The sequence below is a fragment of the Proteus sp. G2618 genome (assembly GCF_009915995.1).
Lineage (GTDB): Bacteria > Pseudomonadota > Gammaproteobacteria > Enterobacterales > Enterobacteriaceae > Proteus > Proteus terrae.
The window spans coordinates 59,088-83,518 of record NZ_JAABNI010000025.1; the positions used below are offsets into that span (position 1 = coordinate 59,088).

Annotated in this window: 20 protein-coding genes and 1 tRNA gene; 10 read left to right on the forward strand and 11 right to left on the reverse strand. The window is 36.8% G+C overall.

Going from position 1 to position 24,431, the window contains the following annotated elements; genetic code table 11:
• Window positions 1-90: 90 nt before the first annotated feature.
• On the reverse strand, window positions 91-975 hold the full coding sequence (locus tag GWJ01_RS15150; RefSeq protein ID WP_075673880.1) for a D-hexose-6-phosphate mutarotase: 885 nt from the start codon (window positions 973-975) through the stop codon (window positions 91-93).
• Between the two features lie 114 nt (window positions 976-1,089).
• Window positions 1,090-2,085, reverse strand: coding sequence for a glyceraldehyde-3-phosphate dehydrogenase (gene gapA, locus GWJ01_RS15155; RefSeq protein WP_023581959.1), 996 nt, complete (start codon window positions 2,083-2,085; stop codon window positions 1,090-1,092).
• A 343-nt stretch (window positions 2,086-2,428) separates the two neighbouring features.
• Here gapA and msrB point away from each other — a divergent pair, with 343 nt between their 5' ends.
• A complete protein-coding gene (msrB, locus tag GWJ01_RS15160; RefSeq protein ID WP_161711261.1) occupies window positions 2,429-2,866 on the forward strand; it encodes a peptide-methionine (R)-S-oxide reductase MsrB in 438 nt (145 codons plus the stop codon).
• Between the two features lie 81 nt (window positions 2,867-2,947).
• On the forward strand, window positions 2,948-3,229 hold the full coding sequence (locus GWJ01_RS15165; RefSeq protein WP_109393924.1) for a YeaC family protein: 282 nt from the start codon (window positions 2,948-2,950) through the stop codon (window positions 3,227-3,229).
• Window positions 3,230-3,337: 108 nt separating this feature from the next.
• On the opposite strand, the gene pncA is transcribed toward GWJ01_RS15165, so the two are convergent.
• From pncA to sppA, 3 genes are all read right to left on the reverse strand, one after another.
• Window positions 3,338-3,982: a bifunctional nicotinamidase/pyrazinamidase gene (gene pncA, locus GWJ01_RS15170; protein ID WP_109401758.1), complete on the reverse strand. Its 645-nt coding sequence runs from the start codon at window positions 3,980-3,982 to the stop codon at window positions 3,338-3,340.
• Window positions 3,983-4,004: 22 nt separating this feature from the next.
• Complete coding sequence (gene ansA, locus GWJ01_RS15175; RefSeq protein ID WP_161711262.1) at window positions 4,005-5,027, reverse strand: asparaginase; 1,023 nt, start codon at window positions 5,025-5,027, stop codon at window positions 4,005-4,007.
• Window positions 5,028-5,271: 244 nt separating this feature from the next.
• Window positions 5,272-7,128 (reverse strand): signal peptide peptidase SppA, encoded by a 1,857-nt coding sequence (sppA, locus tag GWJ01_RS15180; RefSeq protein WP_109393921.1) that lies wholly within the window; start codon window positions 7,126-7,128, stop codon window positions 5,272-5,274.
• A 543-nt stretch (window positions 7,129-7,671) separates the two neighbouring features.
• Between sppA and GWJ01_RS15185 the strand changes: the two genes are divergently transcribed.
• Genes GWJ01_RS15185 through GWJ01_RS15195 form a run of 3 tightly spaced genes read left to right on the forward strand, consistent with a single transcriptional unit; the run spans window position 7,672 to window position 11,248 of the window.
• Window positions 7,672-8,223, forward strand: coding sequence for an NAD(P)H nitroreductase (locus tag GWJ01_RS15185; RefSeq protein WP_023581966.1), 552 nt, complete (start codon window positions 7,672-7,674; stop codon window positions 8,221-8,223).
• Between the two features lie 15 nt (window positions 8,224-8,238).
• Window positions 8,239-9,282: a selenide, water dikinase SelD gene (gene selD, locus GWJ01_RS15190; RefSeq protein WP_109393920.1), complete on the forward strand. Its 1,044-nt coding sequence runs from the start codon at window positions 8,239-8,241 to the stop codon at window positions 9,280-9,282.
• A gap of 4 nt (window positions 9,283-9,286) precedes the next feature.
• The gene (locus GWJ01_RS15195) at window positions 9,287-11,248 is read left to right on the forward strand and encodes a DNA topoisomerase III (RefSeq protein WP_109401761.1); all 1,962 of its coding nucleotides are present in this window, start codon (window positions 9,287-9,289) and stop codon (window positions 11,246-11,248) included.
• Window positions 11,249-11,316: 68 nt separating this feature from the next.
• Here GWJ01_RS15195 and xthA read toward each other — a convergent pair whose 3' ends face one another.
• Window positions 11,317-12,123, reverse strand: a complete 807-nt coding sequence (gene xthA, locus GWJ01_RS15200) for an exodeoxyribonuclease III (RefSeq protein ID WP_161711263.1) — start codon at window positions 12,121-12,123, stop codon at window positions 11,317-11,319.
• Window positions 12,124-12,570: 447 nt separating this feature from the next.
• Between xthA and GWJ01_RS15205 the strand changes: the two genes are divergently transcribed.
• Window positions 12,571-13,434 (forward strand): helix-turn-helix domain-containing protein, encoded by an 864-nt coding sequence (locus tag GWJ01_RS15205; protein ID WP_109393917.1) that lies wholly within the window; start codon window positions 12,571-12,573, stop codon window positions 13,432-13,434.
• A 33-nt stretch (window positions 13,435-13,467) separates the two neighbouring features.
• Here the strand turns inward: GWJ01_RS15205 and GWJ01_RS15210 are convergent.
• The 3 genes from GWJ01_RS15210 to GWJ01_RS15220 form a co-directional block, all read right to left on the reverse strand.
• Window positions 13,468-13,552, reverse strand: a tRNA-Tyr gene (locus GWJ01_RS15210).
• Window positions 13,553-13,807: 255 nt separating this feature from the next.
• On the reverse strand, window positions 13,808-14,656 hold the full coding sequence (purU, locus tag GWJ01_RS15215; protein WP_109393916.1) for a formyltetrahydrofolate deformylase: 849 nt from the start codon (window positions 14,654-14,656) through the stop codon (window positions 13,808-13,810).
• 38 nt (window positions 14,657-14,694) lie between these two features.
• Window positions 14,695-15,168 carry a YchJ family protein gene (locus tag GWJ01_RS15220; RefSeq protein ID WP_109401762.1) on the reverse strand — a complete coding sequence of 158 codons (474 nt, stop codon included), beginning with the start codon at window positions 15,166-15,168 and terminating at the stop codon, window positions 14,695-14,697.
• 149 nt (window positions 15,169-15,317) lie between these two features.
• Between GWJ01_RS15220 and rssB the strand changes: the two genes are divergently transcribed.
• From rssB to GWJ01_RS15235, 3 genes are all read left to right on the forward strand, one after another.
• Window positions 15,318-16,337 (forward strand): two-component system response regulator RssB, encoded by a 1,020-nt coding sequence (gene rssB / locus GWJ01_RS15225; protein WP_109393914.1) that lies wholly within the window; start codon window positions 15,318-15,320, stop codon window positions 16,335-16,337.
• Between the two features lie 181 nt (window positions 16,338-16,518).
• On the forward strand, window positions 16,519-17,427 hold the full coding sequence (galU, locus tag GWJ01_RS15230) for a UTP--glucose-1-phosphate uridylyltransferase GalU (protein WP_098942564.1): 909 nt from the start codon (window positions 16,519-16,521) through the stop codon (window positions 17,425-17,427).
• Window positions 17,428-17,681: 254 nt separating this feature from the next.
• Window positions 17,682-18,689 carry an NAD-dependent epimerase gene (locus tag GWJ01_RS15235; RefSeq protein WP_109393913.1) on the forward strand — a complete coding sequence of 336 codons (1,008 nt, stop codon included), beginning with the start codon at window positions 17,682-17,684 and terminating at the stop codon, window positions 18,687-18,689.
• A gap of 231 nt (window positions 18,690-18,920) precedes the next feature.
• Here the strand turns inward: GWJ01_RS15235 and hns are convergent, their stop codons facing one another.
• A complete protein-coding gene (hns, locus tag GWJ01_RS15240; RefSeq protein ID WP_109393912.1) occupies window positions 18,921-19,325 on the reverse strand; it encodes a histone-like nucleoid-structuring protein H-NS in 405 nt (134 codons plus the stop codon).
• A gap of 509 nt (window positions 19,326-19,834) precedes the next feature.
• Between hns and GWJ01_RS15245 the strand changes: the two genes are divergently transcribed.
• Window positions 19,835-20,431, forward strand: coding sequence for a thymidine kinase (locus tag GWJ01_RS15245; RefSeq protein ID WP_023581977.1), 597 nt, complete (start codon window positions 19,835-19,837; stop codon window positions 20,429-20,431).
• Between the two features lie 1,226 nt (window positions 20,432-21,657).
• Here the strand turns inward: GWJ01_RS15245 and adhE are convergent.
• Window positions 21,658-24,324, reverse strand: coding sequence for a bifunctional acetaldehyde-CoA/alcohol dehydrogenase (adhE, locus tag GWJ01_RS15250; protein WP_075673957.1), 2,667 nt, complete (start codon window positions 24,322-24,324; stop codon window positions 21,658-21,660).
• Window positions 24,325-24,431: the final 107 nt, after the last annotated feature.

Here is a 24,431-nt window from a genome sequence, read left to right on the forward strand (position 1 = left end):
ATTTGGTTAGAATTTAGTGAGATTAATGATGATAAAAAAGCTTCGATTTAAATTCGAAGCTTTTTTATTGTGTAAGATGCCAGCAATACTTTATTTTTCAGCAATATTCTTACGAACACGGACTACCAAAGATAAACGGCCGGGATGAACGTTATCTGGTTTTAATGGCTGGTGGATACGTGCGGTTTCTACACAAGCCATTTTACGATAACCACCAGAACTCATATCTTTCATTGAACTTGCAAGCTCTGCGCCGGGGTTCCAACACACGACATCACTATGGTGATAATGATGAACTTCAATTGTGCGATCCCAACCATCATCATGAATGAGATTAAAATCATCAGGCTCCGTATAAAGCCTGTCAGTGCGTCCATTAAAGCGTAATGAGGTTTCATCAGTGTAAACCTCTTTATCTGCCACTGTGTCAATGTAGTGGCCTCCTAGGCCGGTTACAGAGACATTATCGATATCACTCACATTAAAATAAGAGTGAAGAGCAGCTGTCGCTTCATAATCACCATAAGATTCTAATTCAACCTCACAGGTTGCTCCTAATTTAAAACGAGCAATAACAGTAAAGGGATGAGGCCAATATTTTTGCGTTTGTTGACTCTCTTTTAATGTCATGGTGATGAGGACACCATCATCTTGTTCTGTATGAGCACTAAATTCCCAAGGAAGAATACGTGCAAATCCATGACTTGGTGTACCTGCTGAAGCAAACCAAGGCCAGCAAATAGGGATACCACCACGAATGGCTACACCTGGAGTGAAGAGAGAGGCTTCACTTACCCAAAATACAGGATGTTCTTGTGCAGGTTGCCAAGCAATTAAATGTGCGCCTTGAAGGCTGATAGCTGCGCGTACTTTAGGATGTGAAATAACAAGGATAGGAAGTTCGCCTAATTGCCGACGACTTAAGTAAGGTGATATCTGTTCAATAATCGGCAAAGAAAAAATTTTCTCATTCATTATCTTATGACCTTATGTCACTGACTATTTCAATACAATAAACTGACTGGCTAAAAAATAAAAGAGCCACCGAAAAGGTGGCTCTAAAAGAAATCGTGACTTTCTAAACTCTAATTATTTAGAGATATGAGAAATCAGATCCAGAACTTTGTTTGAATAACCAACTTCGTTATCGTACCAAGCAACTAATTTAACAAAGTTGTCATTCAGAGCGATACCTGCTTTAGCATCAAATACTGAAGTCAGAACTTCGCCGTTGAAGTCAGTTGAAACAACTGCATCTTCAGTGTAACCCAGAACGCCTTTCAGTTCGCCTTCAGCTGCAGCTTTGATAGCGTCACAGATTTGAGCGTAAGTTGCTGGTTTTTCCAGACGTGCAGTCAGGTCAACAACAGAAACGTTAGGAGTAGGAACACGGAAAGACATACCAGTCAGTTTGCCGTTCAGTTCAGGGATAACTTTACCTACAGCCTTAGCAGCACCAGTTGATGATGGGATGATGTTCTGAGAAGCACCACGACCACCACGCCAGTCTTTTGCAGATGGACCATCAACAGTACGTTGAGTTGCAGTTGTAGCGTGAACAGTAGTCATCAGACCTTCAACGATACCGAAGTTGTCGTTGATAACTTTAGCTAAAGGCGCTAAGCAGTTAGTAGTACAAGATGCGTTAGAAACGATATCTTGGCCTGCGTATGATTTATGGTTTACGCCCATTACGAACATTGGAGTGCTGTCTTTTGAAGGACCAGTCAGAACAACTTTTTTCGCGCCAGCTTGGATGTGTTTACGAGCAGTTTCGTCAGTTAAGAACAGACCAGTTGCTTCTGCAACAACGTCAGCACCGACTTCGTTCCATTTCAGATTTGCTGGATCTCTTTCTGAAGTTACGCGGATGGTTTTACCATTAACAACGAGGTGGCCATCTTTTACTTCAACAGTACCGTTGAAACGGCCATGAGTTGAATCGTATTTCAGCATGTATGCCATGTAGTCTGCGTCTAACAGATCGTTAATACCTACGATTTCGATATCTGAACGTTCTTGAGCAGCACGGAAAACGATGCGGCCGATACGACCAAAACCATTAATACCTACTTTGATAGTCATATGTATTCCACCAGCTTTAATTTAGTGAATTAAAAAGTTGCTTCTAAAGTTACCAAAACCGCGCCAATCGTCAAGCGGAATCGTGTCAATAATTGCAAAAAATCAATTAAAAAAACACTTTTCGCTTAAGGATTGGTCGTTTTAGCCAAATGTTACGCTGTGTATTATCGGGATCAACGCCGATAAATGAAGTTACCTTTGCTCCGTTATGTGAAATTCATCACATTTCAAAAACTAAAGATTACTCTTGATGATTTTAGACTATATTTTTCAGATTTGTTGTTAAATCTTTGTTATTATTCACTGTTGTTTTAAAAAGCATTTTTCTGGGCAAGAGGTCGATATGGCAGATAATGAAAAGAAAGTGAATATTTCAAGCAATAACAATCACCTTGATTTATCAACACTCAACGAAATGCAACGTTATGTGACGCAACAGCAAGGCACAGAACCTCCGTTTAGTGGTAAATTATTACACAATCGTCAAACAGGGATTTATCACTGTTTATGTTGTTCGGCTCCTTTGTTTTATTCAGAGACGAAATTTGATGCAGGGTGTGGTTGGCCTAGCTTTTACCAACCCGTTAGTGATAATGTAATTCGCTATATTGATGATTTTTCTCATAATATGAAAAGAACTGAAATACGTTGCCAGCAATGTGATGCACATTTAGGCCATGTTTTTAATGATGGCCCAGCCCCTACAGGGGAGCGTTATTGTGTTAATTCAGCATCTCTTTCATTTACGAATAGTGAAACAGGCGAAAAACAAGTCGGTTAATCCAGTTAAATTAACAAAATAACAACAATGGAAAAAACGATTCAGCCATTTCAAGAGATTATTTAGCTTATGGAGCAATCAATGGAAGTTAATGAACTTATTTCGATGGTAACCCCTGAAATTTACCAACGTATTTCAACCGCAGTTGAACTAGGTAAATGGCCTGATGGCGTTACATTGACTGATGAGCAAAAAGAACATTGCATGCAGATTGTTTTATTATGGCAGGCGAAAAATAACCATACACCTGAGCATATGACAGTGGGAACTAATGGGCAAATTACCATGAAGAGCAAACAAGAATTAAAAGCTCAGTTTCAATCTGAACGTTTAGCAACACTAACACCAATGGATGATGACTAAAACGTGTATTGAATGGATAGAATAGAGATAAAAAAGGGTTAATTATTAACCAGACTGGTTGGCAATTAACCTTTTTTTTGTTTTATGAAGATGAAGAAAATAACGAACCTATTGATTGTTACGATTAAGCCAATGTGCTGAATCAATTAATACCGCACCTTTTGCCCGCATCTCTTCTAGTGCTTTTTCGCTATCATCATCTTGAATATTTACGCCGCGACAACCATCTGTAATCACCGTCACTTGATAACCTAACTGTAAAGCATCCAGTACCGTATATTTAACGCAATAATCCGTAGCAATTCCTAAAATATAAAGATGTTTTATATTCAGTGTTTGCAAAAGAGTATGTAAGCCCGTCTGATATTCATGGTCGTTATCAAAAAAGGCACTATAACTATCAATAAGGCGATTTTGCCCTTTGTAAATAATATGGTTTATTAGTGCTTGGTTTAATTCAGGGTGAAATGCAGCACCATAAGAATTTTGTACACAATGCACAGGCCACCATACTTGTGGTAATCCATTAAGCGTTCCAATTTCCCCTACAACAGTGTCTGAATTTTCAGCAAAGCTAAGATGATCGGCTGGGTGCCAATCTAAACTGGCAATAATGGGATTTTTAGATAGCTTAAAATCATGAATAAGTTGGTTGGCTGTTTGTATCACTATATCGCTTTCATTAACAGCTAATGCACCACCAGTACAAAAGTCGTTTTGTATATCAACCAATAACAGTGCGGAATTTTTCACCAATTTTACCTTTAGATTAAGCTTAGTTGTTATCGTCTAATGTCATTTCACCGCGAAGGTTTTGTTGCATTAGTCGGCAGATCTCAGTGTAATTATATTGTTGGCTAAGGAGATAATGCAGTTTAGTTAATGTTGCTTCAAATGTCATATCAAAGCCACTGATCACACCCACTTCCGCTAATGCTTGACCTGTTGCATAACCTTCCATATTCACTCGACCAGAAATACATTGCGTAAGGTTGATAACAACAATTCCACGCTCAGTTGCTTCACGTAGGGTTGAGAGTAGGGCAGGATGCGATGGCGCATTACCGACACCATAAGAGCGCAAAATTAAGGCTTTTACAGGTTGCATCAGGATATTTTTAACAACTTCATCTGAAAGACCTGGATAAATGGTGACAACGCCGATCGGCTGAGGTGTAATATTATGTGCAATAAATTCCCCTTTCCCTTTTGGAAATGAGTTAATTTTAAATTGTTTAATATTAATACCCGCTTCTAACAGTGGGGCGCTATTTGGTGATGCAAAGGCGTTAAAACCATCTGCATGCGCTTTTACTGTGCGGTTTCCACGATACAGCGTATTATTAAAAAATAGCGCCACTTCATTAATTGGGTGATGTGCTGCGAGGTAAAGCGCATTTAATAGGTTTGTTTGCCCGTCAGAACGTAAGGCTTCTAAAGGAATTTGAGAGCCAGTAACGATAATTGGTTTGCTAAGATTCTCAAACATAAAAGAGAGTGCTGATGCGGTAAATGCCATGGTATCTGTACCATGAAGAATAACGAACCCATCATAGTTGTGATAATTTTCATTAATATCATCAGCAATGGATTGCCAATCTTCTGGTGTGATATTTGAAGAATCAATTAAAGGAAGGTGCTCTTTGATTGTGAAATCAGGCATCTCCTCACGGTGGAATTCTGGCATTTTAGCTAATTGGCGTTGTAAATGTCCTGATACAGGAATATAGCCATGTTCAGAATGTTGCATACCAATAGTACCGCCAGTATAAACAACGTAGATTGATTTCTTTTGCATCAGAAAAAGCACTCTTATTAAGCTGTGAGAAATACCTGATTATAGGGGGTTTGCAGAATAAAAAAAGGAAAGGATGCTAAAAAAAGAAAATGGAGACTGACTAATATCTACTTTAAATCATTGTGTTAAAAATAGTTTGAATATAGACGAACAAAAATCATTCATCAGAATATCATTCTATCAAAAGCCAGAAAAAAGAGAGAAATACACCTGCTCAGTGTGAACAGGTGTATCAGTGGAAAGACTATTGAATATCACCACAAGATAAACAATACGCATAGCGATTTAGCGGATCGTTCATATTGCGATAAAACTCTGTCTGTGTTTTAACTTCTTTTAAAACAGGCGCAGGAATATAAGCTTGTAACGGATCAGGAAGAAGTGCTTTTGCGTTAGACGACAAGCTCATTATGATCTGCTCTGACAGGCTTAGTTCTGGTTTCATCCAATCAATAACAGGTTGGTCAATTTTTGCCATTTTAGCAACGGCATCAATAGCATCATCAAAATCACCAAACTCATCGACTAAACCCACATTCTTTGCATCTATTCCTACCCACACTCGGCCTTGAGCAATGCGATCAATTTGAGCGGGTGTTTTTTTACGAGATTCTGCTACTAAATTAAGAAACGTTTTATAGCCACTTTCGATATTGAGCTGTAAAAGCTCTGCAAATTCTTCAGGTAGTTTATTTGTGACAGATAATCCGGCTAATGGTGATGTTGTGACACCATCAGTATAAACACCAATAGACTCTAAGCTATTTTCGAAAGTATTAATAACGCCAAAAATACCAATCGAGCCAGTTAATGTTGATGGGCTAGCAATAATCTTACTCGCAGGAGTTGAGATCCAATACCCACCTGATGCAGCTAAACCACCCATTGAAACAACCACATATTTTTTCTGTTGCTTAAAGGCAGCAACTTCACTACGTATTTGCTCTGATGCAGACACACTACCACCAGGGCTATTTACACGTAATACAAGTGCCTTAATATTTGGATCTAAACGTGCTTGACGAATTTGATTAGCAATGGTTGACCCTCCCGCAGAGCCCGGGATACTTTCACCATCAATAATGGCACCTTGAACAACGACTACGGCAATATTACCTTCATCACTTGCAGGTAATGATGAGGTTAGCGTATCGGCATAATCATAAATGCTGATATTGTTAAATTGCTGGTTCTCTTTATCCCACTGAAAGGTTTCTGTCATATCTGCTTCAAATTGAGCGTATGAGCTTACAGAATCCACTAATTTACGATTTAGTGCATAAGTTGCGTTATTCCCATCTGCATTACGTAGCTGTGCAATCATCTCTTTTGCGCCAGGGAAAACATCTTCTGTGGTAATGCTACGGTTTTCTGCAACTTGGGTTAAATATGTAGACCATAGTGCATTAACTAAACGTAATGACGCATCTCGAGATTCAGCAGACATGTCATTACGCATTAATGGCTCAACCGCAGATTTATACGTTCCGACACGGAAAATATGAGTACTAATTTTTAAGTTTTCTAACAGTGTTTTGTAATAGAGATTTTGAAAGCCATAACCATAAACACCCACAGCACCCTGAGGGGTGAGATAAATTTTATCTGCATAAGAGGCGAGATAATATTGTGGCTGACTGTAATAGCCACTCACTGCAAAAATCGGTTTACCTGTCTTTTTAAATTCATTAAGTGCTTTACCAATATAATTTAGCGAGGGCTGATCTGCGCCTGCAAATTCATCAAGTTTAAGCACCATACCTTTAATTTTCGGATCTTGAGAGGCTAGGCGTAGCGTATCGACAACTTCAAATAATGAATTTTCTTGAAGCTGGCTACTAGAAACACCTAAAAGCTCCCGTCCAACTTCTCCTAAAGGATTTTGGGTTGCAGTTTGGTCAACAATCACACCTTTCAGATCAACAAGAAGGGCACCTTCATAATCCACTGGTTTTTGTGCTTCTTTGCTAATTAAGAAAATACCAATGACCATAAAGAGAAGGAAAAAGAAAATAACGTTTAAGATTAATTTCCTGATAAAGTTAATGGCTTGCCAACTGAATTTTAATATTGCGCCGATTAACTCCATAATTTTATTCATATTATCTCCACATCATGTAAAGCTAAATTTTAATCCTAAACAGTCATGCTAGAATTATTAGTAAGCAGGCTACATCCACATAATCTCATACTATTAAAACAAAAAATGTTGTTAGCAATAGAGAGAATAGCAATAACAATGAAGGAATATTCTAATATAGCTCTTATTGAATGTCTGTCATTGATTTTTAGGAAACCACTAATGATAAATTTTGCTTAAGATGTTATTAAGTAAACACTTATCTTACGTAAAAATAGCTAAATAATTTCACACAAAAAGGCATCAAAGTAATATAGGAATTCATCGAATTAAAAAGAAAGTAGGATCAAAATAAGCTTAAATTAACTTAGTAAGCCAAGATTAATCATTTTATGAACAGTAAATTACGATTAAATAACCACACAGCTGATTTTTAGAAAAATTCCCGCCTAAATCTATGGATGGTGGTAATATAACAGTTTGTTATACTGCGAATTGATAAGAACTGTCCATCCCCATAAGAATGGGATCTTGCTAAAATAAAATGCTGACAGGAGAATAAAAATGGATGCATTAACACTGCTTTTGAACCGCCGTTCAGCTTCTCGACTGACTACTCCAGCCCCTGATAGTGAAGCCCTCAATACTATTTTACAAGCCGGTATGCGCGCACCTGATCATGGTGCACTTAAGCCTTGGCATTTTGTTGTGATGCAAAATGAAGGCATAGAGCGTTTTAGCCAATTACTGCATAAAGCCGCGGTTGTGGGTAATTTAGGGCCAGAAGTTGAAGAAAAAGCAAAAAATGCACCTTTTCGTGCCCCATTAATCATCACTGTTATTGCGAAAGTGAAAGATCATCCAAAGGTTCCTGAATGGGAGCAAGTTGTCGCTGCTGGTTGTAGTGTTCAAGCAATGCAAATGGCGGCGGTTGCTCAAGGATTTGGGGGAATTTGGCGTTCAGGTTCTTGGACTCATGATGCAGTGGTAAGAGAAGGACTTGGCTGTGGTGAACACGACCAGATTATTGGTTTTCTTTATTTAGGCACGCCAGCCCTGAAAGCGCCAATGACGGTTTCTCCTGCTGACTTAACTGATTTTGTGACTTATTTTTAAAAAGGATGGCATGTTATGTCTGAAGCAATTCGTTTAACACAGTACAGTCATGGTGCAGGTTGTGGTTGTAAGATCTCACCAAAAGTTTTAGAAACCATTTTACATAGCGAACAAGCTAAATTTCATGATCCTCATTTACTCGTAGGTAATGAAACCAAAGATGATGCTGCTGTTTATGATTTAGGAAATGGTACAGGTATTATCAGCACTACTGATTTCTTTATGCCAATCGTTGATAACCCTTATGATTTTGGGCGTATCGCTGCAACAAATGCAATCAGTGATATCTTCGCGATGGGTGGTAAACCTATTATGGCGATTGCTATTTTAGGTTGGCCTATTGATAAACTAGCACCTGAAATCGCGCGCGAAGTGATTGAGGGCGGCCGAGCCGCTTGCCAAGAAGCAGGAATTTCACTAGCTGGTGGTCACTCAATTGATGCACCAGAACCTATTTTTGGCCTTGCAGTAACAGGTGTTGTGCCTGTCAGCAAAGTGAAGAAAAATAGTGAAGCTAAAGCTGGGTGCCAGCTCTTTTTAACGAAACCTTTGGGTATTGGTGTATTAACAACCGCTGAGAAGAAAGGTCTGTTAAAACCAGAGCACCAAGGTTTAGCGACAGAAATTATGTGCCGCATGAATAAAGCCGGTTCTGATTTTTCTGATATCGAAGGCGTCACTGCAATGACTGACGTTACAGGATTTGGTTTATTAGGGCATTTAAGTGAAATTTGTGACGGCTCTGGTGTACAAGCCACTATTCATTTCTCACAAGTACCAAGATTACCAGAAGTAGAGTCTTATATTGAACAAGGCTGTGTTCCGGGTGGTACTGGGCGTAACTTTGAAAGTTATGGTCATTTAATTGGTGAGATCACTGAAATGCAACGTAAATTACTCTGTGATCCGCAAACATCAGGTGGTTTATTATTAGCAGTATTGCCTGAAGCGGTTGAACAAGTGAAAGAGGTTGCCTCACGTTTTGATATCGAATTAACTTCTATTGGTGAGCTAACAGCGCCAGTAGCTGGAAAAGCGTTGATTGAAGTGATTAACTAACGTAATGAGATTATTTATTGCAGAAAAACCCAGCCTTGCTCGTGCTATTGCTGATGTATTGCCAAAACCTCATAAAAGGGGCGATGGTTTTATTCTTTGTGGTGATAACCAGTATGTGACGTGGTGTGTTGGTCACTTACTTGAACAAGCTGAGCCGGATGCATACGACCCGCGGTACGCCCGCTGGTCGTTAGATGATTTGCCTATTATTCCTGAAAAATGGCAACTCAAGCCCCGAGCTGATGTTAAAAAGCAGCTAGAAACTATCAAAACACTACTTAAGCAGGCAAAAGAAGTGATCCACGCGGGAGATCCCGATCGTGAAGGTCAGCTTCTAGTCGATGAAGTGCTTAACTATTTAAATATCAGCGAAGACCAAAGAAAACAGGCGCGTCGTTGCTTAATTAATGACTTAAACCCAGCGGCAGTGACGCGTGCTATTGATAAGCTACGTTATAACCATGAGTTTGTACCATTGTGTGTATCGGCTTTGGCACGAGCAAGAGCAGACTGGCTTTATGGTATTAACATGACTCGAGCCTATACGCTTTTAGGTCAACGCAATGGTTATCAAGGTGTATTGTCCGTGGGGCGAGTACAAACACCCGTATTAGGCTTAGTGGTTCGTCGTGATGAAGAAATTGAAAATTTTGTGCCTAAAGATTTCTTTGAAGTTAAAGCTCATGTTGTAACACCTGCCGATGAACGCTTTACCGCGATTTGGCAGCCAAGCGAGCACTGTGAACCTTGGCAAGATGAAGAAGGGCGATTATTAAATCGTAAGCTTGCAGAGCATGTTGTTGAGCGAATTAAAGATAAACCTGCCAATGTAACGGATTATCAAGATAAGCAAGAATCTGAAATAGCACCGCTTCCTTTTTCGCTTTCCGCATTACAAATTGAAGCCGCAAAACGCTTTGGTTTAAGCGCACAGCAAGTCTTAGATACATGCCAAAGACTATATGAAACGCATAAATTAATCACTTATCCGCGTTCTGACAGTCGTTATTTGCCTGATGAGCATTTTGCTGGTCGCCATGCTGTTATTAATGCGATTAGCACACATGATGCAAGCCTATTACCGCAAGATACCTTAGATATTGATAAAAAGAATCGTTGCTGGGATGACAAAAAAGTTGATGCCCACCATGCAATTATTCCAACGGCAAAAACAGGTAATATCTCATTAAGTGAAAATGAGAAAAATATTTATTATCTCGTGGCTCGCCAATATCTAATGCAATTTATGCCTGATGCTGTTTATCGTAAATGCGTTATTGAACTTGATATTGAGAATGGCAAATTTATCGCTAAAGCGCGTTTTTTAGCGCAAACAGGATGGCGAATATTATTAGGTGCGAAAGAGCAAGATGCCGAAAATGATGGTTCTGCATTGCCAGTAGTGGCGAAAGGTGATGAGTTGCTGTGTGAAAAGGGAGAGATTGTTGAAAAGCAAACGCAGCCACCAAGACCTTTTACTGATGCGACATTGCTTTCTGCTATGACAGGAATTGCGCGCTTTGTTCAAGATAAAGAACTTAAGAAAATCCTAAGAGCGACGGATGGATTAGGTACTGAAGCGACAAGGGCGGGAATTATTGAGCTGTTATTTAAGCGAGGCTTTTTGCAAAAGAAAGGACGAGCCATTAACTCAACTCCAGCAGGTAGAGCATTAATTCATGTATTGCCAGATATGGCAACTTTACCGGATATGACTGCACATTGGGAATCGATACTCACGCAAATTAGTGAGAAGCAATTTAAATATCAAGATTTTATGATGCCATTAAATAACACCTTGATAGAGTTGATTACTCAAGCGAAACGTCGCCCGAATATTCAAGCTTTCAGAAATCTTCCCGCACCGGCGCATAATAAAAAGCGTAAGGCTGCAACTAAAGGAAGTAACAAAGCAGGCGCTACAAAAAATAAAGCGCAGAATAAAGCAGCAACAACGGATTATTAAGCACAAATAAAAAGCACTTCCTGCGTTATCTCAGGTAAGTGCTTTTATTGAATTAAAATTTAATTTAATTATATTTTAAATTCAGCCCAAACTGGCGCGTGATCAGAGGGTTTTTCCATTCCTCGGATCTCGTAATCAATTCCTGTTGAAATACAATTATCCGCTAAGTCGCGACTTGCTAGAAGTAAGTCAATACGTAAGCCTCGATTATCATCGAATCCTTTAGAACGATAATCAAACCACGAGAATTTATCATCAGTTTCAGGATGTTGTTGGCGGAATGTATCTGTTAATCCCCACCCCATTAATGTTGCCAGCCATTCCCGCTCTTCTGGTAGAAAAGAACATTTGCCTGTTTTTAACCAGCGCTTCATATTATTTTCGCCAATACCAATGTCTTTATCTGTTGGGCTGATATTTAAATCACCCATAATAAGCACTGGAGAGGTCGGTTTTAAGCTGGTGGTTAGGTAATTTTGCAGATCAGCATAGAATTTTTCTTTTGCCGGGAATTTAGTTTCATGATCACGGCTCTCACCTTGAGGAAAATAGCCGTTCATGACCGTTAATAAACCCGCTGGTGTTTCTATATCAGCCATGATCATTCGGCGCTGAGCATCGTCATCATCACCCGGAAAGCCTTTACGCACTGCAACGGGCTTCTCTTTTGTGAGTAAAGCAACGCCATAATGCCCTTTTTGACCATGATAGAAAACGTGATACCCCAAAGCACCCACTGTATCTAATGGAAACATATCATCATGAACTTTCGTTTCTTGAAGTCCAATAACATCCGGCTGATTTTTTTCTATGATAGCTTCAAGTTGGTGAGGACGAGCGCGTAAACCATTAATATTGAAAGAGACAAATTTCATGTGACTGTAACCATTTATATATTGAATAATAGGATGTCTTATACTAGCAGGATCATAAAATGAATGTAAGCAAATCACTGAAATGATGGCACGGCTTATCAAGAGAAAGATAAAATTAGATAAAAATAAAAGTCATTAAATAGACTGTGTTAATTTAATAAAAATAATTAATTGCATAACAAAAAATATTAATTAAACAAACTAGAAACATAAACTAATCTTTGATAGAAGAATATAAGTATTATTATTCTTTATATGTGAAGAATGATGACATAATAAAAATAATATTGTAGTTATAAATTGCATTCATTAAAAGGAGGTAAAGGAATATTTATATAAAACTGCTTTTATATAAATTTAAATTTTAAATTAATTAATCACTATTTTATTTACATTAAATGAATTGATGAAATTATTTTATTCTACACAGCAAAGGAATGGTGAATTATGTTTTTTTCTCGTAAGTTAGAAGCCTTTATGGCTGTAGTCGAAAATGGCTCGTTAAGTAAAGCCGCACGCGTGATGAATCGCACGACACCCCCCGTCGCTAAATCTATCAAAGACTTTGAGGCCGTATTAGGAAAGCGTTTATTTAAGCGAGAGAAGTTCGGTATGAGTTTAACTCAAGAAGGACTTGAGCTTTATAATGATTTGAAATCGCTTTATCTTCAGGAGAAAGAGATAACTAAAAAACATATCTCGGGGATCATAAACAATAGCATTCATGTTTATTATGATTGGGGGAAAAGTCAGTATTTAACTCAGTTTTATCAGGCAGCAAATAAAAATTATTCCCATATAAATATCATGCGATTTTCAAAAGAAAATTTTGAAGAAATACCCGACTATGATGGTAATACATTAATATTAAGCTCTGAGAAAATTATTAGTGAAAAATTTAGCCTTCTTCATAAAATAGAAAATAAACACTTAGGTATTTGTTGTCAAAAAATACTTGTGAATAGTGTGAATAATAATATTGATAGGCTTTTAAGTGAAAATATTTGGTTATGTGATCCGGCATTATACAAGACAACTAAGATAAAAAAATTAGAGAGCGAAATCGGGAATAGAGGGAAAACCGTGTGTGTCAGAATAATGGATGATCTTAATTGCTGTTTACGTTTTATTCAAACACATCATTCTCTTTTATTAACTGACGAAAACCCATTGAAAAATGAGTACGAAGCAGACTTATGTTTTATACCATTAACGAAACCTGAAATACGGTATAGCTGTTATATCTATAAATCTAAGTATCATTCAAGTGTATTGAATCGATTTTTGGATTTAATTGATAAAATGGAATAAAAAGAATTTTTATAGAGTAAAGCTAAGAGGAGATGGTGGTGGGAGAAGGATTCGAACCTTCGAAGTCTGTGACGGCAGATTTACAGTCTGCTCCCTTTGGCCGCTTGGGTATCCCACCAACATTAAATTGTTTTGCTGTCCGTGACAGCGGGCGCAATAATACCAAATACCTGAGATCTGTAAAGCGCTATTTTGCTAAAAATCTACTGACTGATGTAAAAATGTTCGTATTGTTCAAGCTTTATGCGCTATCGTATTGATTTTAAGCAATATGATCTATGTTAATAAGGGGGGAAAAATAAACCGCGATATGCTTTATATCGCGGTTTACATTTAGATAGCCGTAATGTGTACGTTATTAGTGACAGAAAACTTATAAAATGATGGTTCTGTTACCGTAAACGAAAACTCGTTGTGAAAATACCCAATATAAAGCATGGCTAAGAACATTCTTTTCAACATCTCGACCCGCTCTCATCATATCTTCAGCAGAAAACGTATGGTCAACATTAATCACGTTTTGAGTGATGATTGGACCTTCATCTAAATTATCATTTACGTAGTGTGCTGTTGCACCAATGATTTTAACACCGCGCTCATAAGCCTGATGGTAAGGACGGGCACCAATAAAGGCCGGTAAGAAAGAGTGGTGAATATTGATAATTTGATTTGGGAAATTTTGTACAAATGCAGGTGTTAATACACGCATATATTTTGCGAGTACAACATAATCAGGTTTGTATTGATTAATTTGTGCAATTAATTTTTCATCATGCTGATCACGAGTTAAGCCTTCATGGCTAACAAGATGGAAGGGAATACCAAATTGTTCTACTAAATGTTTTAACGTGTCGTGGTTACCAATGACGGCGGCAATTTCAACATCCAAATCACCAAATGCACTTTTCATTAATAAGTCACCCAAGCAGTGTGCTTCTTTTGTCACCATAATGACAATGCGACGACGGCCTGCGGTATTTAATTCGCGTTTTGAGCCTTGTGGTAAAGCATCATCTAAATCCGCAAGAAAGGTTTCATCATTAAAGATACCTTCCAGCTCGGTGCGCATAAAAAAGCGACCTGTACGATGATCAACAAATTCACTATTTTGAACAATATTTAATTGATGTTTGTAGCAAATATTCGTGATTTTAGCGATAAGTCCTTTTGCATCAGGGCAAATAGTACGCAGTATTTTTTTTTGAGTATTTTGGTGTTGCATGTATGGATAAATCCTTTCTTTTACTTCTGTGTTTGCAGTTATTTGATGTTATTTTCACAACATTTTTTGTATTTACGTCCTGAGCCACAAAGGCAGGGATCGTTTCGTCCCACTTTCGGTTTCACACCGTCAATATAAAACCAACAGTCATCTATTTTTAGAAAACGAGAGCGTTCATGTAAGTACCGTTTATCATCGGCATTTCTTTCAATAAAGCAAGCCGAGAATTCAACATATGCCTCATTTTTATTTGTGCTCGCTTGCGATGAGATAATATTGAGTCCAAGCCATTGTGTATTTGGAAAGCCTGAAACTAATTCATCATGCAGGGAGGCAACACGGCAAGAAGGATGCCACGTCTTTATTAAGTAATCAGCATTATGTTTAACGAACGCGCTATAACGCGAACGCATCAATGCTTCTGCTGTAGGAGCGTTTTTTTGACCTAAATGGTAAGGCTCACAGCAATCAGAGTAGAGTAATTGGCTATTGCAGGGGCATAAACTCGACAAAATAATGTCCTAACTCACGTTATCAGTATGACGATTTCCCATAGATTGAAAAAAGTAACGATTGGGAATAATTAACGTCAATGTTGAATTAAACTGATAATGTAGCGCTAATTAATCAGCATGTGAAACGATAGTTACCGGAGTCACCAATGAACAAAGCCTTAGTAGGTAAAAAAATCTTAATAATTGATGATGAGGTCGTTTTTCGCACAATGTTGACGGAATATTTCTCACATGAGAAGGCTTGTGTCTATACAACAGATAATGGTAGCCAAGCATTATCTTTATTAGAGGAAGGATTGCTCCCTGATCTTATTTTATGTGATATCCGTATGCCGGTAATGAATGGACCCACTTTTTTGTGTCATCTTGAACAACGAAAACTGGCTATTCCTGTTATTGCTATTTCATGTACAGATAATATGGCTGAAATAGATGATATGTTGCGTTTAGGGGCACAAGAGATTTTCCTTAAGCCAATAACACATCTTGATAAATTAAAACAAAAAGTTATTGAAGTATTATGCCCTGGCTTTTTTGAATCAGTATTAATAGAAGGTATACATTTAGAGCCACTTTGGAATAGCTTACGAAAAGATACCCATTATATTCAGTCGTTCATAAAACAGATGCAACCTCAGGTTAAGCAAGTTGTTGCGGGATATTGTGTTAATTATCGTCAATTAAATGATATCGCTAAAATGGGGTTATTATTTGATATTGCGGCTTTATCAGAAGATCAAATTATTTTCTATTGTGTCGATATTTCTAGAGATGATGAAAATGGGCTTTTAGTCGCTTTACTCTTACGAGTTGTTTTTAATGATGTATTAAAATCATCAGAAAAAGTACGATCTTTACCAAGTATGTATAATATGTTGAATAAGCTAAATAAAATGCTTAATGAGATTGGGGTAAAAGGACAATTTCCTATTATACTCGGTTATTATCATACTCAGAAAAAAAATATACTATTAGCATCAGCAGGTTTAAAAGCTGAAATAAAAACAGAAAGTAAAAAATTTGAATTAAATAGTGGTGTCCCCTTAGGTACATTGCAACTTTTATATATTAATCAAGTAAAATGTGAGGGAACAAATTGGCAATGCAAAATTTGGGATAACACAAATCAGATAAGATTAATGTTTTCTCCTATCTATAAAAGTTAAATTTAGATTAAATAAAAAACAGAATATCGTGCATATATTAAACATAAATGAAGAACTATCTCAATTAACGGATAGGCCTCTGTTTATCCTTAGATATTAGCTGGTATACTCTGGCGATTATTTTTTAATTGTACCCATTCATATTTGAAAGTAGAACGGTACGAATTGCAGGAGAAGTATAATGTCATCAGCAGTGCGTAAAGTTAGAAAAGCGGTGATCCCTGTTGCAGGATTAGGAACGAGAATGCTACCTGCAACCAAGGCAATTCCAAAAGAGATGTTGCCAGTGGTTGATAAGCCTCTTATTCAATATGTAGTGAATGAATGTATTGCAGCTGGTATTAATGAAATTGTGCTTGTCACACATTCATCTAAAAATTCAATTGAAAACCATTTTGATACGAGTTTTGAATTAGAAGCGATTTTAGAAAAACGCGTTAAACGTCAGTTATTAGAAGAAGTACAAGGTATTTGTCCAAGCCATGTCACGATTATGCAAACTCGTCAGGGAATAGCAAAAGGATTAGGCCATGCTATTTTATGTGCTAAGCCACTAATTGGTGATGAACCTTTCGCTGTTATCCTGCCTGATGTTATTTTAGATAGATACAGTGCGGATTTAACAAAAGTTAACTTAAAAGAGATGCTTTCTCACTTTGAACGTTCAGGCGCAAGTCAAATCCTTGTTGAACCTGTTCCTGAAGATGAAGTCTCTAATTATGGTATTGTTGATTGCATGGGCGAAAATTTATGCCCAGGTGATAGCAAACCAATTACTCGTGTTGTTGAAAAGCCTAAGAAAGAAGAAGCACCTTCGAATTTATCTATCGTAGGGCGTTATGTGTTATCTGAAAGTATTTGGCCTCTATTAGCGAAAACCGCACCGGGTGCCGGAGATGAAATTCAGTTAACTGATGCGATCGCAATGCTGATTGAAAAAGAAGCTGTTGAAGCTTATCACCTACAAGGGAAAAGCCACGATTGTGGTAATAAACTAGGATATATGAAAGCTTTCGTAGAGTACGGAATACAGCACGAAGAGTTTGGCGAAGATTTTGCACAATGGCTAAAATCATTAAAGATACAGTGAGATAAAGCCTATTAATAATCATTTATATGGTTAATTTCATTGTATAATTTCCGTAAATGCATGTTGCGTATTTTATGGGAAAAGCTAGATAAAGCGGTTGTAAGAGATTAAGGTATGGCTCAATACATTTAGTATTGAGCCATGTTGATTTTGTAATGCATGACGATGTTAAGCGTTATGATGTTTAATCAAGGTGATATTAAGCATGATAACGTTGACATAAAAATAAATTATTGGGTTATTTGAGTGATAATATGAAAATATTGGTAACAGGTGCTGCGGGTTTTATTGGCTATCATATGAGTCAGCGTTTAATCGAAATGGGTTATCATGTTGTTGGAATAGATAACTTGAATGACTATTATGATGTGCGCTTAAAAGAAGCTCGATTAGCTAAATTACAACAGCTAGAAAATTTCCATTTTGAGAAACTTGATATCGTTGACTCAGCAAAAGTGGCTCAATTATTTGCATCACACCAATTTGACCGAGTTATTCATTTAGCAGCTCAACCAGGAGTTCGCTACTCGATTGAAAATCCAATGGCATATATTGATGCGAATATCGTTGGTCATATTAATATATTAGAAGGATGTCGCCATAATAAAGTTGGACATCTTATCTACTCATCTTCAAGCTCTGTTTATGGTTTAAATCAGAAACAGCCTTTCTCAACAGAAGATAGTGTTGATCATCCTGTTTCATTATATGCTGCAACAAAGAAAGCCAATGAGTTAATGTCTCATAGCTATTCACATCTATATCAATTACCAACAACTGGATTACGTTTCTTCACAGTATATGGCCCTTGGGGCCGCCCTGATATGGCATTATTTAAGTTCACTAAAGCAATGTTAGCGGGTGAACCTATTGATGTTTATAACGGTGGAAATATGACGCGTGATTTCACTTATGTTGATGATATTGTGGGATCAGTGGTTCGATTAGTTAATGTTGTACCAGAAGCAGATGAAAACTGGACAGTAGAGAAAGGTGAAACATCTTCAAGTTCTGCACCTTATAAAATCTATAATGTGGGTAATGGGCAACCAACTAAATTGATGGCATTTATTGAAGCAATAGAAAAATCACTCAATATTAAAGCTAAATTGAATTTAATGCCGATGCAAGACGGTGATGTTCTTTCTACTTGTGCTGATTGCCAAGATTTGTCTGAGACAATCGGTTTTTCACCGAATACAGCAGTAGAATATGGCGTAAAACAGTTTGTTGATTGGTATTTAAGTTATTATAAAAATTAATAACATTAGTTTAATTAAATCAAAGAAAAAAGGAGCTATAAAAGCTCCTTTTTCATTATAAATAAAAATAAATAACGAAGTTATTACATTTTTTATTTTTGCTTACCTACATCTAATACAAACAACATCAGCACATATTAAAATTAAACGCTTGTTTAATTAAATGAAGTAAACAAGAAAATACCCTTTTAAATAATTAAAAGGGTATTTCAAATAGAGTATTGACTTAAATTACAGCAGGAAATCGTCTAATGATTTGCCTTCTTCATCAATAGCACGTTTGATTACAGCTGGTGTACGACCTTGGCCTGTCCAAGTTTTAGTATCACCATTATCATCAACGTAAGAGTATTTAGCTGGGCGAGCGGCGCGTTTAGCACGGCCAGTTTTATTAACAGCACTTGCTTCAAGTAAGTCTGTTGGATCAATACCGGCTTCTTCTAACATTTCGCGGTATTTTTGTAATTTCTGAACACGTTCTTCTTCAGCTGCTTTTTCTAATGAGAATTCTTCACGACGCTCATTAACGACAACTTCGAGTTTCTCCAGCATTTCTTCTAAAGTTTCTAAAGAAGTTTCTCTTGCTTGTGCGCGGAGAGTACGGATGTTATTTAATATTTTTAAAGATTCGCTCATTTTCCTGGTCTCAAATAAATGTTGTTGGCTGATGTAATACTAATAATAGATTGCTATTTAAATTTCTGCAATACCTAAATACAAACCTTACGTAAAATTTCTTTTTTTTAAACTAATATCTCAACGAAAAAAATAATAAAAGTAGAGGTATCTTTAGTCAATAAAGGAAATATTAGTAAGGAAATGCATCTTTTAACTGATGATAGCGCTAATGCTAAAGAATAGAAAGCTTTGTTCATTTTTTTATAATAACGGACTTTTTTCTAAAAATGGAATCGGACTAACTTTCATACTTTAATAAAGGTATATCAAGGTGTGTTTTAATATGTTAAGTACTTATTAAAGCTATTTATTTTTTAAGCAAAAATTAGCATTAACAACGAACTTCATCTTTCGATGGTATATCTAGAATAGAAATAAAGGTAATAAATACTTGTTATGGATAACTTGTAGATTGTTTATGTTAGACTGTCGCTCGTGAAAATAAACACTATTTAAGGAGAGAGCTGATGGCTCAGCTTTACTTTTATTATTCAGCCATGAATGCTGGAAAATCAACATCTTTATTGCAATCCTCTTATAACTATAATGAACGAGGAATGCGCACATTGATTTTCACTGCTGCTATTGATACACGCTTTGCAAAGGGAAAGATTAGCTCAAGAATAGGATTAAGTGCGGATGCATTACTCTTTAGTGATGATATGAATATTCGTGACGTTATTGTTGCTGAGCATAACAAACAGCCTATTCATTGTGTATTGATTGATGAGTGCCAATTTTTAAGTAAGGCACATGTCGAACAACTTTGTGAAATAACGGATACCTATGATATTCCCGTTCTTACATATGGGCTAAGAACGGATTTTAGAGGTGAGTTATTTACAGGTAGTGCTTATTTATTAGCATGGGCTGATAAGCTTGTAGAACTTAAAACAGTATGTTACTGCGGTAGAAAGGCGAATAAAGTATTACGCTTAGATGATAAAGGAAATGTACTAAGTGATGGTGCTCAAGTTGAAATTGGTGGAAATGAAAAATATGTTTCAGTTTGCCGTAAGCATTATACGCAGGCAACACTAAAAGGGTGTATTGAACAAGAGTAGCCTTTTCATTTTCCCTCTTTTACTAATTTGCTGGGGCGAAAGAGGGGATGAAATAATAATTTAAATAAAGAGTTATATTACGTAATACTAAAAAATGTTTATATTTTTTTAAATTTTAGCCAATTTATTGGCTTTTTTTATATCAAATTGCGGTGAGTTTGATTTTCTTCTGTAAAGATATGTTGTTTTTTTTATGGGGAAATTTATTTATTTCATCGATTTCATTATCATTAATCAAAAAAGACATAATCAAATATACGTAAGGTGTTTGTTTTGTGATGTCGATATTGTTTTTTACAAATGATAAGAGAGAGAGACATTTGATGCATTTATATTATTCATAGTTTAATAAAATTGAATAAAGATAGTCATGAAATACTAAGAAATATTTCTTTTATCTATGGTTGGTATAATGAAACATTTATATCGAATTTTATAGATGTCGATTATGAGGTGCTTAAGTTGTTATTGAAGAAATAAAATACTTCACTTTATGCTTGTTAATACGGATAAATAGGCTACTTTTATACTCCTAAAGGAGTAACTTCTAAGTGGAATGCACAAATAGCGACCTTTATTACGTTATTACTTTAGCAGACTCAAACTAACAAACCTCATTTTGATAATATTTTATTGAAACTATGTTTCTTATAAACTCAAGATAGTTAGAGATATAAAATATTTATATTTCTTTATTTTGAGCACTAATTAATAATCAATGTGATTAAGTCTATTTATTTTTTATCAGATAAGAATAAAAGTACGATTGCAAATCGTAACGTGAACACGATGGTTTCAAATAACATTTCGTTATAGTCATTTTATGAGGGAAATAAGGTAAGAGTGAAATAATTATACCAACTAATGAAAGAGGAGAAGAGTTTGATACGCTCTGTAATCACTCATAAGGCACTTTCTATAACGTGGTAATGCAATGATGCAACTTAAGAGATAAGTTGCTCAGTGCCTTTTTTAGAGCCAATTATAAACATACAAAGAAAGGCACTATTTTTATAGTAAAAATAAAACTCACTAATTAAGTATAAATACTTATGATTTATGACTAAATAGTGACTTATTGTGACTTGTTTCTCAATCTTAAAAATCAGTAGCAAAATGTATATAGATAAGTAAGAAGCATAAAAACACCCAGCCATAAGACTGGGTGTTTATTTAAGAACAAATAACCGAAATATTGAGGATCACACTAACACAGCGTGTTTCGATTATTTTTTACTGCTTTTTTTAGCAGGTTTTGTCTCTTCTTTCACTTCAACAACGGGATGTTCATTAAATTCACGACCGTAGTAAGAATCTAATAACAGTTGTTTTAATTCAGAGATCAGTGGGTAACGTGGGTTAGCACCAGTACACTGATCGTCAAACGCATCTTCAGATAATTTATCAACTCTTGCTAAGAAATCACTTTCTTGAACACCAGCTTCACGAATAGAAGATGGAATTCCTAATGAAGATTTCATTTCTTCTAACCAAGCTAACAATTTCTCAATCTTAGCAGCAGTACGATCACCCGGTGCTGAAAGTTCTAAGTGGTCAGCAATTTCTGCATAACGACGACGTGCTTGAGGGCGATCGTATTGGCTAAATGCCGTTTGTTTAGTTGGGTTGTCATTAGCGTTATAACGAATAACGTTTGAAATTAATAACGCATTAGCTAAACCATGAGGAATATGGAACTCAGAGCCTAATTTATGCGCCATTGAGTGACAAACACCCAAGAATGCGTTTGCAAAAGCGATACCAGCAATAGTTGCCGCATTATGAACACGCTCACGAGCAACAGGGTTTTTAGCACCTTCATGATAACTTGCTGGCAGATATTCTTTCAGTAATTTTAATGCTTGCAGTGCTTGTCCGTCAGAATATTCGTTCGCTAATACAGAAACATAAGCTTCTAATGCGTGAGTTACAGCATCTAAACCACCAAATGCACACAGAGATTTAGGCATATTCATAACAAGGTTTGCATCAACGATAGCCATATCTGGTGTTAATGCATAGTCTGCTAATGGGTATTTCTGACCTGTTTCATCATCAGTTACTACTGCAAATGGTGTTACTTCAGAACCAGTACCTGATGTTGTGGTGATAGCAACCATTTGTGCTTTCACACCCATTTTCGGGAATTTGTAAATACGTTTACGGATATCCATAAAGCGTAATGCTAATTCTTCAAAGTGAGTTTCTGGATGCTCATACATAACCCACATGATTTTTGCAGCATCCATTGGTGAACCACCACCTAATGCGATGATCACATCAGGTTTAAAGCTGTTCATCTGTTCTGCACCTTTACGCACAACGCTTAATGTTGGATCGGCTTCAACTTCAAAGAAGACTTCTGTTTCAACACCAAATTTTTTCAGTACACGAGTGACTTCATCAACATAACCATTGTTGAATAAGAAACCATCGGTCACGATAAAGGCACGTTTTTTACCATCAGTCGCAATCTCTTCCAGTGCGATAGGTAAACAACCACGGCGGAAGTAAATAGATTTAGGAAGTTTATGCCACAACATATTTTCTGCTCTTTTCGCCACGGTTTTGGTGTTGATAAGGTGTTTTGGCCCTACGTTTTCAGAAATGGAGTTACCACCCCATGAACCACAACCTAATGTTAGAGAAGGAGCAAGTTTAAAGTTATATAAGTCACCAATACCACCTTGAGATGCTGGAGTATTGATTAAAATACGAGATGTTTTCATCTTGTCGCCGAAATAGGCAACATGTTCAGGGCAGTTATCTTGATCTGTATATAAGCAAGAAGTATGACCGATACCACCCATCTCAACTAATTTTTCAGCTTTTAACACTGCATCTTCAAATGATTGAGCATGATACATTGCTAATAGTGGAGATAATTTCTCGTGAGCAAACGGCTCAGCTTCGGTTGTTTCTTTTACTTCACCAATTAAAATTTTGGTATTTACTGGTACTTCAATGCCGGCCATTTCAGCAATTTTTGTTGCAGGTTGACCCACAATAGCTGCGTTTAAGTTACCATCTTTTAAGATGATATCTTGAACAGCTTTTAATTCTTTACCTGTCAGCATGTAACCGCCGTGGGTAGAGAAACGCTCACGAACTTGTTTATAAATGCTGTCAACAACGATAACAGATTGCTCTGACGCACAAATTACGCCGTTATCGAAAGTTTTAGACATTAAGATTGAAGCCACTGCACGTTTGATATCAGCAGAGTCATCAATAACAACTGGCGTATTACCTGCGCCAACACCAATAGCTGGTTTACCAGAACTATACGCTGCTTTAACCATGCCTGGACCACCTGTCGCTAAGATCAGGTTAATATCATCATGGTGCATTAATGCGTTAGATAGAGCGACTGAAGGCTCATCAATCCAACCAATAATATCTTTTGGTGCGCCTGCTGCAATAGCTGCATTTAAGACGATTTCAGCAGCACGGTTTGTCGCTTCTTTTGCACGAGGGTGTGGAGAGAAGATAATACCATTACGTGTTTTTAAGCTAATTAATGCTTTAAAAATCGCAGTAGAAGTTGGGTTAGTTGTTGGTACGATACCACAGATGATCCCAATAGGTTCAGCAATGGTAATTGTGCCGTAAGTCAGATCTTCAGATAAGATCCCGCAGGTTTTTTCGTCTTTATACGCATTGTAGATATACTCAGAAGCAAAGTGGTTTTTAATCACTTTATCTTCAACGATACCCATACCAGACTCTTTAACAGCCAATTTTGCAAGGGGAATACGGGCATCAGCGGCAGCTAATGCAGCAGCACGGAAAATAGCATCAACTTGTTCTTGAGAGAAGTTAGCAAATTCACGTTGAGCTTTTTTTACACGAGCAACCAAATCATTGAGTTCAGTAACGTTAGTTACAGACATAAAGAGACTCCTGATAAAATGTTAAATTTTTTAAGCAAATTAGCCGTTTTCATCATAACTAATAAGAATAGCCTAGATAGATGATAATGTGCTTATTTCAGTAATAA